The sequence below is a fragment of the Pseudomonas sp. Z2-11 genome (assembly GCF_054161305.1).
In genome coordinates, this window is record NZ_CP096395.1 from 1,433,972 (window position 1) to 1,447,906 (window position 13,935).

The window sequence follows — 13,935 nt, forward strand, 5'->3', positions numbered from 1 at the left end:
TAACGATATAGGCGTGGCGATGGTAAGCTGCCCGCCATGAACTATCTCGCACACCTGCACCTCGGCGGCCCTGGCCGGGAACAACTGCTCGGCAGCCTCTACGGCGATTTCGTCAAAGGGCCGCTGCAGGGGCAATTCACTCCGCAGATCGAAGCGGCGATCGCCCTGCATCGACGCATCGACATGTACACCGATCGCCATCCGTTGGTGGATATCGCCTTGTCGCGCTTCTCCACGGTCCGCCGGCGTTATGCCGGGATCGTGCTGGATGTGTTTTTCGACCATTGCCTGGCCCGCGACTGGGCGCAGTACGGCGAAGGGCCGCTGCTGGATTTCACTTCCCGGGTCTACCAGGTGCTCGCCGCCGAAGCGCAACTGCCCGGGCGCTTGGCGCAGATCGCGCCGTTCATGGCCGCAGATGACTGGCTGGGTTCCTATAAGGAATTCGACGTGCTCGGGCAGGTGCTGCGCGGTATTTCCCGGCGCCTTTCGCGGCCCGAGGAACTGGCCGGGGCGATGGAGGAGTTGGTCAGGCTGTATGAGCCGTTGAGCGAGGATTTTCGGTTGTTCTATCCACAGTTGCAGGATTTTGCGCAGAACCAGATCGCACCGCAAAATTGATATTGTGGGAGCGAGCCTGCTCGCGAAGACAGTGCATCAGTCGATAAATATTGGCTGACACACCGTCTTCGCGAGCAGGCTCGCTCCCACAGGGGGGAGTTCAGAGGATTCGGATCAAGCCGCAATCGCCGCGGGCCGTACCGGCGTTTGCTGTTTCTCTGGAATCGTTCCGAACAGCGCCTTGTGCACCGCCTGTTGCGCCTGGAACGCCAGGGCCGCGCGTTCCTGGCCGTGGCAGGCGATGGGCTTCAGCAAGTGGATTTCCACGTCGCCCAGGTCATTGGCAAACAGGCGCATCAGGTGCGACAGCAGGTCATCATCGCCAATGAAGGGAGCCAGCAAGTCGGGTTTGCCGTTACGCAGGTAACGGATCGCCACCGGTTGCAAGGCCACGTCGGCATCGATGGCCGCCGACAGCAGGCGACCATGGAACGTGCGCAGCGAACGTCCGTCGGTGGTCGTGCCCTCAGGGAACATGAGCAGCGGATGCGCTTGCTCCAGATGGCGGCTCATCTGTTTACGAATCAATTGGCTGTCGCCCGAGCCGCGCCGGATGAACAGGCTGCCGGCCTTGGCCGCCAGCCATCCAGCCACCGGCCAGGTGCGCACTTCGGCCTTGGACAGGAATGACAGCGGCGTGAGCATGCCCAGCAGCGGAATGTCAGTCCAGGACACATGGTTGCTGACCCACAGCATCGGCTGTTTTGGCAGGTGTCCATGAACGGTGACGCGAAAGGGCAGGGCATTGCTCAGTCGCGCCATGAAAAACCTCGACCAGCGCTGGCGGCGCACCATCGAATGGGCCAGCCCCAGGCGTTCCAGCAGCCCGAACACACTGGCCATGGCCAGGCCCAGCGCGACGACCAGCAACACGCGCGCGATTCGCGCGTACACCCGCAGCCGGCTCATCACACCGCCGCCTTGAAGTGACGGGCATAACGCGGGCAGAGTTCGTCGCGCTTGAGCAGGATGAACACGTCGGCGACCTGGAAATCCTCGTCCCAGCACGGCTCGCCGCAAATCTTCGCGCCCAGGCGCATATACGCCTTGAGCAGCGGTGGCATCTCGGCGATGACGTTGGACGGAACGTCCAGTGCCGGCAAGGGTTTTTTCGGCACGGCTTGCAGGTGTTCGGTGCACAGGTAGCGTTCGCGCAGGCGTTGCATTATCGCCTGGGCCTGGATGCCGCCGTCTTGCATCGGAATGCTCGCGCAACCCATCAGGTAGCTGTAGCCGCCTTCATTGAGGACTTCGGCCAGTTCGCCCCAGAGCACCGCGATGGTGCCGCCGTTGCGGTAGGCCGGGTCGACGCAGGTGCGGCCGATTTCCAGGATCGGACCCTGGAGATGGACCAGCCCGTGCAGGCTGAATTCTTCTTCGCTGTAGAACCTGCCCAGGCTGCTGGCGGCCTGGTGGTCGAGCAGGCGGGTGGTCGCCACGAGGCGGCCGGTGTTCAGGTCGCGTACGCCGATGTGGGCGCAGTGAACATCATAGTCATCCATGTCCAGACCCAGTTCCGCGCCCTTGAGCTTGGCGTTGAATTCGCCGCTGAAGACGTTGAAGCGCAGGGCCTGTGCTTCGTGCAAGGCCTTGGCGCCAATCAGGCGTTCGGCTTGCAGGCGGCGTTCATTGCCGGTGTCGCTGATGCGGGCGATCTGAGTCATAGCGAATCTCCGTGCGGGCTTTACACCCGTCTTGGGGTGAGCCAATCGACTTTCTTTATGCAGCCATGTTGTGCAAAGTCAGGCTATGTAGCCCCGGTGTCATCGCCATGAAGCTTTGGTGATGCTTATATGACAGCCCACGAGGAACCCCCATGCCTTGGCAAACCCTGATCGAACGCGGCGAGCGGTTGCCTGCCTTTGTGGATCTGGCGGAAGGTCACGCGGGCTTGTTGCAACGGCTGGGGCCGGTCACGCCATTCGAGCTGGCCGTGGCCGGCGCAAGGTTGATGGCCACGCCGGGGCTGGCGTTCCTGGTGGGCTACCAGGCGGCCCTGCGGGCGCTCTGGCCAAGCGCGCCGCAGAGCCTCGGCGCCTTGTGCGCCACCGAGCAGCGCAGCCTGCGCCCGGCGGATATGCAGACCCGTCTCAGCGACTTGCGGGTGAATGGACGCAAGGATTTCGTCACCGCGGGCGATGCCGCCGAATGGCTGCTGATCGCGGCCCGAAGCGAAGCTGCCGGCGAAGCACCGCGGCTGAAGCTGGCGGTGGTCTATGGCGGAGAACCCGGTGTGAACCTGGAAAAACTCCCCGCCATCCCCTTGATGCCGGACATCGGCCATGCTCGGGTATTGCTCGATGGCGCGTTGTGCGAAGTGCTGCCAGGTGACGGCTGGGATGCGTACGTCAAACCGTTCCGTACCCTGGAAGACCTTTATGTGCTCAGTGCAATGGCTGCCTGGCTCTATGGTGTGGGCCAGGAGTGCGATTGGCCGCAGGCCTTGCAACTGCGTCTGTTGGCGTTGCTGGCGGGGTGCGCGGAGGTGAGTCGGCAAAATCCGTCCAGTGCGGCCGGGCATGTGCTGCTGGGTGGACTGTTCGTGCAGTTCAAGGGGCTTGATGCCGAATTGAATGAGGCACTGGCTGCTGGGCCGGCGTCGTGGCGAGAAATGTGGGGGCGCGACAAAGGGGTCATGGATATCGCGGCGGGCGCGCGGGCCACGCGGTTGGCCAAGGCGTTGGGCTAGCCTTTGGAGCGACGGGATCTATGTGGGAGCGAGCCTGCTCGCGAATAGCGGAGTGTCAGCCTGCATCCACGCCACAGATCCGGCGCTTTCGCGAGCAGGCTCGCTCCCACCGGGCGCCCTCCACACTCAAACTGTCATCAAGCCCGGCTAGTCTCTGCAGGTTCAACCCTGCGAGCCCCACGCATGTCCAGACGCTGGCTGTTGCTTCCGCTGTTGCTGTTGACCCTCACAGCCCGCGCTGAAGACTGGCCGTCAGAACAATGGCCCACCGGCCCGACGCCCACTGGGCCGGCCCTCGAAGCGCTGGAGCAATACGCCTTTACCCAAAGGGATGACAGCACCCGCGAGGGCATCCGCACCGACGCGCTCCTGATCATCCAGGACGGCCGACTGGTCTATGAACGCTACGCCGGACCCACGACCGCCCAGACTCCGCACTTGACCTGGTCCATCAGTAAAAGCCTGCTGGCGACAATCTTCGGCGTGGCCTACGGCGAAAGGCTGTTTGCCCTGGATGCTCCCGCTGCCAAGTACTACCCGCCGCTGCAGCGACACCCGGACATGACCCTGGCCGATCTGTTTCATTGGACTTCCGGCCTGGACTGGCAGGAAGACTACGAATACGCGCCACTCAATTCCTCGGTCGTGGCGATGCTCTACACGCGGGGGCGCCACGACATGGCGGCGTTCACTGCCGCGCACGAGAGCTTCGGCCCGCCCGGGCAAGTGTTCCGTTACTCCAGTGGCGACAGCAACCTGCTGGCGGCGGCGCTGAAAACCATCGTCGGCCCGGCGCGCTATGCCGATTACCCATGGACGGCCCTGTTCGAACCGCTGGGCATCCGCCACGCGACCTGGGAAACCGACGCCAGCGGCACGTTTGTCGGGTCGTCCTATGCCTACCTCACGGCGCAGGACCTGGCGCGTGTCGGCTTGTTGATGCAGCGCGATGGCCGCTGGGGCGACCGACAATTGGTGCCCAAAGACTGGATAGCATTCAATCGCGAGCCTTTCGCCGGATTCCAGGCGGGCCAGGACGAAGCCGTGCCTGGCGGGCATTGGTGGCTCAATCGCGGTGCCGACTCCACCCTCCGCCCATGGCCTGACGCACCGCCGGATACGTTCGCCGCGCTCGGCCACTGGGGCCAGGCGCTGTATATCATTCCCAGCGCCAGGCTAGTGATCGTGCGCTACGGCGATGACCGCGACGGCAGCTACCGCCACAACGAATTGCTCAAGCGCGCCATGGCGGCCTTCGCCGGGGCGGTGCGACCATGAGACGCAACGTGTTGCTCAGCCTGGCGTCGGTGCTGCTCGTTGTCCTGTTCGGTTGGGTCTGGCTGGAACGGGTGGCCCTGCAGGCCTTCCCCGACATCATCAGCGCGTACACCGCCAAGGAGTATTGCTCGTGCCGCTATGTGATGCGGCAGCCAGCCGAGTATTGCCGGGGCTACGTGAAGCAGTCGGTTCCCGTCAGCGATTTTTTCGAGACCGTTGAAGCCAGGCGCGTCACCGTCAGCGGGTTGGGGCGCAGCCACAGTGCGCGCTGGATCGGCGAGCGGCAGGGGTGTCGGTTGGAACCCTGAATGCTGATTCAAGGATTGCCTTTGTGGCGAGCCAAGGCAGTTGTCGAAACCGACAGTTTGCAATCGCCCCCGTCCCGGTTAAGGTTCGCCACAGGTTTCTCTGCCCTCCGAGTCTGTATGTTCAAGCGGTTTCCCCCCCACGCTGTCATCACGTTGCTGCTGGCCTGCGCCGCGTTGCCGGCCCAGGCCGACTGGTACCTGGACGGCGAATCGTCGCGGCTTTCGTTTATCAGCAGCAAAAACGGCAATGTGTCCGAGGTCCAGCGCTTTCTCGTGCTTCATGGCCAGGTCCAGCCCAAGGGCCTGGCGCGGCTGGAGGTCGAGCTGGAGTCCATCAACAGCGGCGTCCCGCTGCGGGACGAACGCATGCGCGCCGAGCTGTTCGAGATCAAGCAGTTTGCCGAAGCCACCATCACCGCGCAGCTTGACCTGATGCCGATCCAGGACCTGGCCAACGGCGCACAGTTGGAGCTGCGCCTGCCGGTAACGGTAGACCTGCATGGCAAGCAGCACGAATACAATGTGCAACTGCTGGCGACGCGCCTGGATGAGCGACGTTTCCAGGTCGTGACCCTGGAGCCGGTGGTGCTCAACGCGGCGGATTTCGGCCTGGCGCCGGGCCTGGAAAAGCTGCGCGCACTGGCCGGATTGTCGACTATCAGCCTGTCGGTGCCGGTGAATGCGGTGCTGATCTTCACGGCGCGCTGACATGAGCGGTCCGGTATTCCCTTGGCGCGAAGGCAATCGCTTCGAGTTGCTGATCGACGGTCCGCAGTTCTTTCCGCGCATGCTGGTGGAAATCGCCCGCGCCCAGGAGCAGGTGGAACTGGAGCTGTATCTGGTGGAGGCGGGCGCTTGCGCCGAGGCGATGGTCCAGGCGCTGGTCCAGGCCGCCGAGCGGGGTGTTCGCGTGCGCTGCCTGTTCGACGACTACGGCAGCCTGGCGTTTACCCTGGGCCTGCGCAATCGCCTGGTCGAGGCAGGTGTGGAGCTGCGGTTCTACAATCGCCTGAGCTGGCGTCGCTGGGTGCGCAATCTTTACCGCGACCATCGCAAGCTGCTGCTGGTCGATCAGCGTCTGGCGGTGGTCGGCGGCACCGGGGTCACCGACGAATTCTGGAACCCTTTGGAAGACCAAAGCGACTGGCACGAGGTGATGGTGGAAATCGTCGGCCCGCTGGTGCTCGACTGGCAACTGCTGTTCGACCGCCAGTGGCTCGCCAACCGCCATCGTCGGGCCTGGAAACCGGCTTCCAATTTCGGCTTGCCGCGCTTGCCCCGTGTTCCGCCGGTAGGCGAGGGCATGGGCCGGGTGGCCTATGCCGACGCCCGGCAGCACCGCGACATCCTGCAATCATTGTCCCGGGCGTTAAACAGCGGTCAGAAACGTATCTGGATGGCCACGCCGTATTTCCTGCCGACCTGGAACGTGCGCCGCTCCTTGCGCAAGGCCGCCGCCCGGGGCGTCGATGTGCGCCTGCTGCTGACCGGCCCGCGCACCGATCACCCCTCCGTGCGCTACGCCGGCCATCGTTATTACCCGCGCCTGCTCAAGGCCGGTGTGAAGATCTATGAATACCAGCCATGTTTCCTGCATTTGAAAATGGTGCTGGTGGACGATTGGGTCAGCATCGGCTCGTGCAATTTCGATCACTGGAACCTGCGCTTCAACCTGGAGGCCAATCTGGAAGCATTGGACTCAGGACTGAGCAAGGCCGTGGCGGCCAGTTTTGAACGCGATTTCGACCAAAGCCTGCAAGTGAGCCTCGACGCCTGGCAGCGCCGGCCGCTGTGGAAGCGCGTCAAGCAACGGTTGTGGGGATGGGTGGACCGGCTGGTGGTGAATCTGCTGGATCGACGGGGCTGACACTCACCGAAACCAGATGTGGGAGCGAGCCTGCTCGCGAAAGCGGTCTGACAGTCGATGATGCGATGACTGAAATATCGCCTTCGCGAGCAGGCTCGCTCCCACAGTAGAGTTTGAGTGGTCACAAAAATTGCGTTTGCCACGGACCCCTTGTGGGAGCGAGCCTGCTCGCGAAAGCGGTCCGACAGTCAATGATGCAGTGACTGAAAGATCGCCTTCGCGAGCGGGCTCGCTCCCACAGGGGGGGGGGATTGTCAGAGCAACTCGAAACTCTGCTGCTTCACGTCCTGGGAGTCCAGGCCGATCTGCACGTTGAACTTGCCCGGTTCAGCGGCGTATTTGAGCTGGGCGTTGAAGAACTTCAGGTCGTCTTCGGTGATGGTGAAGTGGATGACTTTCTTCTCGCCGGCCTTGAGCATCACCTTGCGGAAGTTCTTCAGCTCCTTGACCGGGCGGATGATCGACCCGGTCACATCCTGGATGTACAGCTGCACCACGGTTTCACCGTCACGCTCGCCGGTGTTTTCCAGGGTGATGCTGGCGTCGAGCTTGCCGGTCTTGTTCAGCGTGGTGGACGACAAGGCCATGTCCGACAGGTTGAACGTCGTGTAGCTCAAGCCATAGCCGAACGGGTAGAGCGGGCCGGTGGTGTCGTCGAAATATTGCGAGGTGTAGTTGCCCGGCTTGCCCGGCGTGAACGGCCGGCCGATGCTCAGGTGATTGTAGTAGGTAGGAATCTGCCCGACCGAGCGTGGGAAGGTGATCGGCAGCTTGCCCGACGGGTTGTAGTCGCCGAACAGCACGTCAGCAATAGCGTTGCCGCCTTCGGTGCCGCTGAACCAGGTTTCCAGGATCGCATCGGCTTGCTGTTGTTCTTCCAGCAGCGACAGCGGACGGCCGTTCATCAGCACCAGCACCAAGGGTTTGCCGGTGGCTTTCAGGGCTTTGATCAGCTCGCGCTGGCTGGCCGGGATGTTCAACTCGGTGCGGCTCGAGGACTCGTGGGACATGCCACGGGACTCGCCCACGGCGGCCACGACCACGTCGGCTTCCTTAGCGGCTTTCACCGCTTCATCGATCAGCACCTGGGCCGGGCGCGGGTCATCCACCACTTCCGGTGCGTCGAAATTGAGGAAGTTGAGGTAGTCGAGCACCTTCTTGTCGCCGGTGATATTGGCGCCACGGGCGTAGATCAGCTTCGACTCGCCGCCCAGCGCACGGGCCATGCCGTCGTACACGGTAACCGACATCGCCGGGCGACCGGCGGCGGCCCAGCTGCCCATCATGTCGATCGGCGCCTTGGCCAGCGGACCGACCAGGGCGACCTTCGCGGTCTTCTTAAGAGGCAGGGTCTGGTTGCGGTTTTCCAGCAGTACCAGGCTGCGGCGCGCCACGTCACGGGCATCGGCGCGATGCATGCGGCTGTCGGCATAGACGTCGGCCGGGTCATCCTCGGCCTTGCCGATGCGCAGGTACGGGTCCTTGAACAGGCCCATGTCGTACTTGGCGGCCAGCACTTCACGCACCGCGTTATCAAGGTCGCTCTGCTCGATTTCGCCAGCCTTGAGCAGCCCCGGCAGCTCTTTGCCGTAGAGCGAGTCGTTCATGCTCATGTCGATGCCGGCCTTGATCGCCAGTTTTGCCGCTTCGCGACCGTCCCGGGCGACGCCATGCTTGATCAACTCGAAAATCGCCCCGTGGTCGCTGACGGCCAGGCCCTTGAAGCCCCATTCCTTGCGCAACAGGTCGTGCATCAGCCAGGTGTTGGCGGTGGCCGGCACGCCGTTGATGGAGTTCAGCGCGACCATCACCCCGCCTGCACCGGCGTCGATGGCAGCGCGGTAGGGCGGCAAGTAGTCCTGGTACATTTTCACCGGGCTCATGTCCACGGTGTTGTAGTCCCGGCCGCCTTCCACCGCGCCATACAGGGCGAAGTGCTTGACGCTGGCCATGATGCTGTCGGCGGCGTTGGCGCCGCTGCCCTGGAATGCCTTGACCATCACCCCGGCGATGCGCGACACCAGGTAAGTGTCCTCGCCGAAACCTTCGGAGGTCCGGCCCCAGCGCGGGTCGCGGGAGATATCGACCATCGGCGCAAAGGTGATGTCCAGGCTGTCGGCCGCCGCTTCCTTGGCCGCGATACGACCAGAGCGGTAGATGGCGTCCATGTCCCAGCTCGAAGCCAGGGCCAGGGGAATCGGGAAAATGGTCCGGTGGCCATGGATCACGTCATAGGCGAAGAACATCGGGATCTTCAACCGGCTGCGCATGGCCGCGTCCTGCATCGGACGGTTTTCGTCGCGGGTGATGGAGTTGAACGTACCACCGATATTGCCCGCGGCAATTTCCTTGCGGATCATCTCCCGGGGCATTTCCGGGCCGATGCTGATCAGGCGCAGTTGGCCGATCTTTTCCTCGAGGGTCATCTGCTTCATCAGGTTGCTGATGAAAGCGTCCTTGTTCTCCATGGGGGCTGGCAGGTTGTCGGCTAATACGGATTGACTGGCCAGGGTGACAAACAGGCCCAGCAAACACAGCTTCTTCATGAATTGTTTTCTCGCAAGCCTAAAGGGCGGTGATCAGGACACGCCGGTCAGCCTAAATGTGAGGAGCGGCTATTGTTGTTCGGGTGTTTCCAGTTAAATGCAGCACACTTTCGAGCTTGTGCCGATGAACTTAGTTTCGCACCGGGCATCTTTTAGCCCATCAACCCGATTCGATCCAGTGCGGCGGCGATTATGCCCCAGACGCCGGTAAGATAGGTGGCGGTGTTTTTTTAATGCAATGCAAGGGAGCGCTTGACCTGATGAATCCACGACTGAACCACCTTCGCGGCCTGCAAATGCTGGCCCTGATGCTCTTCACAACATTGCTGGCCGGTTGTGGCATCAACAACATCCCGACGCTGGACGAGCAGGCCAAGGCGGCCTGGGGCCAGGTGCAGAACCAATACCAACGCCGCGCCGACCTCATTCCCAACCTGGTGGAAACCGTCAAGGGTTATGCCCGGCACGAGCAGGAAACCCTGACCGCAGTAATCGAAGCGCGGGCCAAGGCCACCTCGATCCAGGTCGATGCCAATACCTTGGACAATCCGGAAAAACTCAAGCAGTTCCAACAAGCCCAGGACCAGTTGAGCGGGGCGTTGAGCCGCTTGATGGTGGTGTCCGAGCGCTACCCGGACCTGAAGGCCAACCAGAACTTCCTGGCGTTGCAATCGCAACTCGAAGGCACCGAGAACCGCATTGCCGTGGCGCGTCGCGACTTCATCCTGGCGGTGCAGAAGTACAACACCGAAATCCGTACGTTCCCCGGCCGCCTGTGGCACAGCGTGATGTACAGCGACTTGCCGGTCCGCGAAACCTTCGAGGCGACCAGCCCGAATGCCGAAAAAGCGCCTGAAGTGAAGTTCTGATCGTTGTCCACAGGCTATGGCATTCCCACGGATGAGGTTCCAATGCGCGCGTTGAAGTTTGGCCTGGTGCTGTTGCTCTGGGTGTTCGCAGTTACGGCCCAGGCCGAATTGAAGTTCCCGGCATTGACCGGGCGGGTGGTGGACACCGCCCAGATGCTGGAGCCCTCGGTGCGCACGCAACTCGATGCGCAACTCAAGGCCCATGAGCAGGCCACCAGTGAGCAGGTGGTTGTCGTCACCCTGCCGGACCTGCAGGGCACCAGCATCGAAGACTTCGGTTACCAGTTAGGCCGCCACTGGGGCATCGGGCAAAAGGATAAAAATAACGGCGCGCTGCTGATCGTCGCCCGCGATGACCGTAAACTGCGGATCGAAGTGGGGTACGGCCTGGAAGATCGGCTGACCGATGCCCAGAGCTCGGTCATCATCAATCAGGTCATCACTCCGGCATTCAAGACGGGAAATTTCAACAAGGGCATCAGCGACGGCGTCGCGGCGATGCTCGTGGTGTTGGGCGGCAGTCCGCTGGATGAGCCAGCCCCGGCGTACATGGCAGGGTCGGCTGAGGGCGATTTCATCGAACGGCATCCGGGGCTGATCATCTTCCTGGTGATGCTGGTCATCCTGACGATAGGCGTTTGCCAACTGCTTGGTATTTTGCCTAGTGGCGGCGGTTCCGGTGGTAGCAGTTACAGAAGCGGCGGTGGTGGTTTCGGCGGGGGTGGTGGCGGAGGCTTCAGCGGTGGCGGAGGCAGTTTTGGTGGCGGCGGTTCGTCGGGCGGCTGGTGAGCATAATAATGAGCAGGCATTTTTGACATGGCATTACTGACTGAACACGAACAACGCAAGGTGGCCGAGGCCATTGCCCGGGTCGAGCGCGACACCGATGCCGAACTGGTAACGGTGCTTGCTGCTCGCGCCGACGACTATGCCTACATCCCGCTGCTCTGGGCCAGCCTGCTGGCTTTGGTACTACCCGGCGCGGTGCATTACCTCACGGGCTGGCTGACCATGCACAGCTTGCTGTTGTTGCAATGGGGTAGTTTCATCGGGCTGTGCCTGCTGTTTCGCATTCCCGCCATCACCACGCACCTGATCCCTCGCTCGGTACGCCACTGGCGAGCGTCGAACCTGGCGCGCCGGCAATTTCTCGAGCAGAACCTGCACCATACGGTGGACGGCACAGGCATGCTGATTTTCGTTTGCGAGGCCGAGCGGTATGTGGAAATCCTGGTGGACGAGGGCATTTCCAAGCGACTCGACAATAAGCATTGGGAGGCGATTGTCGCGGCGTTCACCCAGCAGGTTCGCCAGGGACAGACGTTGCAGGGCTTTGTGACGTGCATCGAAGCCTGCGGCGAACTGCTCAAGGCGCATGTGCCGGTGACCCATGCGCGCAATGAGTTGCCGAATCGGTTGGTGGTGCTCGGCTGACACTATTTTCTGTCGGACACCGCTGTGGCGGGAGCGCCTTTGTGGCGAGGGAGCTTGCTCCCGCTGGAGCGCGAAGCGCTCCCCATCGGTCTGAAGGGTTGAGTCAGGCCTCAAATCGGGCGACTGCTTCGCAGCCGAGCGGGAGCAAGCTCCCTCGCCACAGAAGCCTGTTGACCTATGAAGATGGACTATCACTTTTGCACCGTTGGGGAAATTCCCCGTGCCCTGGCTTCCCATCCCCCCTAAAATACCCGCCATTCCCGATCCGCCCGCCCCGAGGCCGCTTTTCCATGTCCGTCACTGCAACTTCCGCCCGTCCCGCGCCGGATCACCACGCCCAGTTCATCGAGCTGTTGCAGGCCAGCCTTGGGCAGAACGCCTTCATCAAGCTCGTGCTGGCCAAATACGTCGGTGACGAAGCCGATCTGCAGCGGCTGATCATCAAGCAACTGACGGTCAAGGATCAGCCGTGCCTGTCCTTCGTCTACCGCTACAAGACGCGCGACATCACCAAGAACTTCCCGCTGGTCGAAGGGGTTGAGACGGTCGCCGCGCTGTTACCAGCCTCGTTCAAGAACGCACATCTGCTGGCAATCACTGACGAGGCGCAGCTGGAATACAGCAAGAAGGGCAAGAGCTCGTTGTTCAAGAGCAAGCCCCAGCAACTGCGGGAAGTGCCGTCTGCGGGGCACAACCGTGAGAAAAACCGCTTCCTCGATCTGAGCCGGCCGTTCCTCGCCGACCTGGGCGTGACCAACCACAAGCACGAGCTGATTCCGGCGATGTCGCGCAAGTGGAAGCAGATCAACAAGTTCATCGAAGTCTTCAGCCACGCGTTGACCTCTTCGCCGCTGGCGCTGGACAAACCGGTGCGGGTCGCGGATTTCGGCTCGGGCAAGGGCTACCTGACGTTCGCCATCCATGATTACTTGCGCAACACCTTGCAGGCCGAGGGGCTGGTGACAGGCGTCGAATTGCGCGAGGACATGGTCAAGCTGTGCAACGAAGCCGCCGCGCGGCTTGAGCATCCGGGCCTGGAGTTCCAGCACGGGGACGTGCGCAGCGTCGCGCCGCGTGAAGTGGACGTGATGATCGCCCTGCATGCCTGCGACATTGCCACCGACTACGCGATCCACATGGGCATCCGCTCGGGGGCCTCGATCATCATGTGTTCACCGTGCTGTCACAAGCAGATCCGCCTGCAGATCCAGAGCCCGGCGCTGCTCAAGCCGATGCTGCAATATGGCCTGCACCTGGGCCAACAGGCGGAAATGGTCACCGACAGTCTGCGGGCGCTGTACCTCGAAGCCTGTGGCTACGAGACCAAGGTGTTCGAGTTCATCTCCCTGGACCACACCAACAAGAACAAGATGATCCTGGCGGTCAAGCGCGCCGAGCCGGTGGACCCTGCCGAGCTTCTTGCCAGGATCGAAGAGCTCAAGGCTTTCTATCACATCACCGAACATTGCCTGGAAACGCTGCTGCGGGCTGACGGCTACCTCGCCTGACAGTTTGCTTGCCCCGAACCCGTGGGAGCGAGCCTGCTCGCGAAAGCATTATTTCAGCCGGTAGTTACTGAGCTGACACACCGCCTTCGCGAGCAGGCTCGCTCCCACAGGTTCATTCGCCATTCCTGAAGGTGCAATCCGTCAGTTAATCTCGGGAGATCGCTACTGCGGACTACCTTTAATGCGTTCCCCCACGCATCCCAAAGGAGCCCATGCCATGGCCGCGAAGAAAGTCCTCATGCTGGTCGGCGATTACGTCGAAGATTATGAAGTGATGGTGCCTTTTCAGGCCCTGCAGATGATCGGCCACACAGTGCACGCGGTGTGCCCGGACAAAACCACCGGGCAGACGGTGCGCACCGCGATTCATGATTTCGAAGGCGACCAGACCTACAGCGAGAAGCCTGGGCATCTGTTTGCCCTCAACCATGATTTCGCCAGCGTCCAGGCCAGCGACTATGACGCACTGCTGGTGCCGGGCGGTCGTGCGCCGGAATACTTGCGCCTGAATGAAAGCGTCCTGCAACTGGTGCGCGATTTCGATTTGGCGGGCAAGCCGATCGCCGCGGTGTGCCACGGTGCGCAATTGCTGGCGGCGGCAGGCATCCTGGAAGGGCGCGAATGCAGTGCCTATCCGGCATGTGCTCCGGAGGTGCGCCTGGCTGGCGGGACGTTCATCGATATTCCGGTGACCGAAGCCCATGTCCAAGGCAACCTGGCCACCGCACCGGCATGGCCCGCCCATCCGAACTGGCTGGCGGGGTTCCTGACGCTGCTGGGCACGGCCATCACCTTGTAGAAGCCAGGGGCTACGC

At 62.3% G+C, this 13,935-nt stretch carries 14 protein-coding genes; 11 read left to right on the forward strand and 3 right to left on the reverse strand.

Going from position 1 to position 13,935, the window contains the following annotated elements; genetic code table 11:
• The first annotated feature begins 36 nt into the window (after positions 1-36).
• Positions 37-621 carry an acyl carrier protein phosphodiesterase gene (locus tag M1E16_RS06300; RefSeq protein ID WP_458129443.1) on the forward strand — a complete coding sequence of 195 codons (585 nt, stop codon included), beginning with the start codon at positions 37-39 and terminating at the stop codon, positions 619-621.
• A 114-nt stretch (positions 622-735) separates the two neighbouring features.
• Here M1E16_RS06300 and M1E16_RS06305 read toward each other — a convergent pair whose 3' ends face one another.
• Positions 736-1,530, reverse strand: a complete 795-nt coding sequence (locus M1E16_RS06305) for a lysophospholipid acyltransferase family protein (RefSeq protein ID WP_458129444.1) — start codon at positions 1,528-1,530, stop codon at positions 736-738.
• Positions 1,530-2,285, reverse strand: coding sequence for an L-ornithine N(alpha)-acyltransferase (gene olsB / locus M1E16_RS06310; protein ID WP_434653417.1), 756 nt, complete (start codon positions 2,283-2,285; stop codon positions 1,530-1,532). The genes M1E16_RS06305 and olsB overlap by 1 nt, the downstream gene beginning before the upstream one ends.
• A 152-nt stretch (positions 2,286-2,437) precedes the next feature.
• On the opposite strand from olsB, the gene M1E16_RS06315 reads away from it, so the two are divergent.
• The 5 genes from M1E16_RS06315 to M1E16_RS06335 all read left to right on the forward strand — a co-directional run bounded on the left by M1E16_RS06315 (position 2,438) and on the right by M1E16_RS06335 (position 6,763).
• Complete coding sequence (locus M1E16_RS06315; RefSeq protein ID WP_458129445.1) at positions 2,438-3,310, forward strand: acyl-CoA dehydrogenase; 873 nt, start codon at positions 2,438-2,440, stop codon at positions 3,308-3,310.
• A 183-nt stretch (positions 3,311-3,493) separates the two neighbouring features.
• Positions 3,494-4,588: a serine hydrolase domain-containing protein gene (locus M1E16_RS06320; protein WP_458129446.1), complete on the forward strand. Its 1,095-nt coding sequence runs from the start codon at positions 3,494-3,496 to the stop codon at positions 4,586-4,588.
• A complete protein-coding gene (locus tag M1E16_RS06325; protein WP_458129447.1) occupies positions 4,585-4,896 on the forward strand; it encodes an amidase in 312 nt (103 codons plus the stop codon). Before M1E16_RS06320 ends, M1E16_RS06325 begins: the two co-directional genes overlap by 4 nt.
• A 117-nt stretch (positions 4,897-5,013) precedes the next feature.
• Positions 5,014-5,604, forward strand: a complete 591-nt coding sequence (locus M1E16_RS06330) for a YceI family protein (protein ID WP_458129448.1) — start codon at positions 5,014-5,016, stop codon at positions 5,602-5,604.
• Position 5,605: 1 nt separating this feature from the next.
• On the forward strand, positions 5,606-6,763 hold the full coding sequence (locus M1E16_RS06335; protein ID WP_434569525.1) for a phospholipase D-like domain-containing protein: 1,158 nt from the start codon (positions 5,606-5,608) through the stop codon (positions 6,761-6,763).
• A 254-nt stretch (positions 6,764-7,017) separates the two neighbouring features.
• On the opposite strand, the gene bglX is transcribed toward M1E16_RS06335, so the two are convergent.
• Complete coding sequence (gene bglX / locus M1E16_RS06340; RefSeq protein WP_434695608.1) at positions 7,018-9,309, reverse strand: beta-glucosidase BglX; 2,292 nt, start codon at positions 9,307-9,309, stop codon at positions 7,018-7,020.
• A gap of 260 nt (positions 9,310-9,569) precedes the next feature.
• Here bglX and M1E16_RS06345 point away from each other — a divergent pair, with 260 nt between their 5' ends.
• From M1E16_RS06345 to M1E16_RS06365, 5 genes are all read left to right on the forward strand, one after another.
• The gene (locus M1E16_RS06345) at positions 9,570-10,178 is read left to right on the forward strand and encodes a LemA family protein (RefSeq protein ID WP_458129449.1); all 609 of its coding nucleotides are present in this window, start codon (positions 9,570-9,572) and stop codon (positions 10,176-10,178) included.
• Positions 10,179-10,220: 42 nt separating this feature from the next.
• Positions 10,221-10,967, forward strand: coding sequence for a TPM domain-containing protein (locus M1E16_RS06350; RefSeq protein ID WP_458129450.1), 747 nt, complete (start codon positions 10,221-10,223; stop codon positions 10,965-10,967).
• A gap of 27 nt (positions 10,968-10,994) precedes the next feature.
• On the forward strand, positions 10,995-11,612 hold the full coding sequence (locus M1E16_RS06355) for a TPM domain-containing protein (protein WP_458129451.1): 618 nt from the start codon (positions 10,995-10,997) through the stop codon (positions 11,610-11,612).
• 290 nt (positions 11,613-11,902) lie between these two features.
• On the forward strand, positions 11,903-13,120 hold the full coding sequence (locus M1E16_RS06360; protein WP_434569521.1) for a class I SAM-dependent methyltransferase: 1,218 nt from the start codon (positions 11,903-11,905) through the stop codon (positions 13,118-13,120).
• Positions 13,121-13,337: 217 nt separating this feature from the next.
• Positions 13,338-13,919, forward strand: a complete 582-nt coding sequence (locus M1E16_RS06365) for a DJ-1/PfpI family protein (RefSeq protein ID WP_434653399.1) — start codon at positions 13,338-13,340, stop codon at positions 13,917-13,919.
• The last annotated feature ends 16 nt before the right edge of the window (positions 13,920-13,935 follow it).

Excerpts from the sequence above, each read along its gene's own strand:
- M1E16_RS06300 (WP_458129443.1), top strand. The coding sequence starts at position 37 with ATGAACTATCTCGCACACCTGCACCTCGGCGGCCCTGGCCGGGAACAA.
- M1E16_RS06305 (WP_458129444.1), bottom strand. The coding sequence starts at position 1,530 with ATGAGCCGGCTGCGGGTGTACGCGCGAATCGCGCGCGTGTTGCTGGTC.
- olsB (WP_434653417.1), bottom strand. The coding sequence starts at position 2,285 with ATGACTCAGATCGCCCGCATCAGCGACACCGGCAATGAACGCCGCCTG.
- M1E16_RS06315 (WP_458129445.1), top strand. The coding sequence starts at position 2,438 with ATGCCTTGGCAAACCCTGATCGAACGCGGCGAGCGGTTGCCTGCCTTT.
- M1E16_RS06320 (WP_458129446.1), top strand. The coding sequence starts at position 3,494 with ATGTCCAGACGCTGGCTGTTGCTTCCGCTGTTGCTGTTGACCCTCACA.
- M1E16_RS06325 (WP_458129447.1), top strand. The coding sequence starts at position 4,585 with ATGAGACGCAACGTGTTGCTCAGCCTGGCGTCGGTGCTGCTCGTTGTC.
- M1E16_RS06330 (WP_458129448.1), top strand. The coding sequence starts at position 5,014 with ATGTTCAAGCGGTTTCCCCCCCACGCTGTCATCACGTTGCTGCTGGCC.
- M1E16_RS06335 (WP_434569525.1), top strand. The coding sequence starts at position 5,606 with ATGAGCGGTCCGGTATTCCCTTGGCGCGAAGGCAATCGCTTCGAGTTG.
- bglX (WP_434695608.1), bottom strand. The coding sequence starts at position 9,309 with ATGAAGAAGCTGTGTTTGCTGGGCCTGTTTGTCACCCTGGCCAGTCAA.
- M1E16_RS06345 (WP_458129449.1), top strand. The coding sequence starts at position 9,570 with ATGAATCCACGACTGAACCACCTTCGCGGCCTGCAAATGCTGGCCCTG.
- M1E16_RS06350 (WP_458129450.1), top strand. The coding sequence starts at position 10,221 with ATGCGCGCGTTGAAGTTTGGCCTGGTGCTGTTGCTCTGGGTGTTCGCA.
- M1E16_RS06355 (WP_458129451.1), top strand. The coding sequence starts at position 10,995 with ATGGCATTACTGACTGAACACGAACAACGCAAGGTGGCCGAGGCCATT.
- M1E16_RS06360 (WP_434569521.1), top strand. The coding sequence starts at position 11,903 with ATGTCCGTCACTGCAACTTCCGCCCGTCCCGCGCCGGATCACCACGCC.
- M1E16_RS06365 (WP_434653399.1), top strand. The coding sequence starts at position 13,338 with ATGGCCGCGAAGAAAGTCCTCATGCTGGTCGGCGATTACGTCGAAGAT.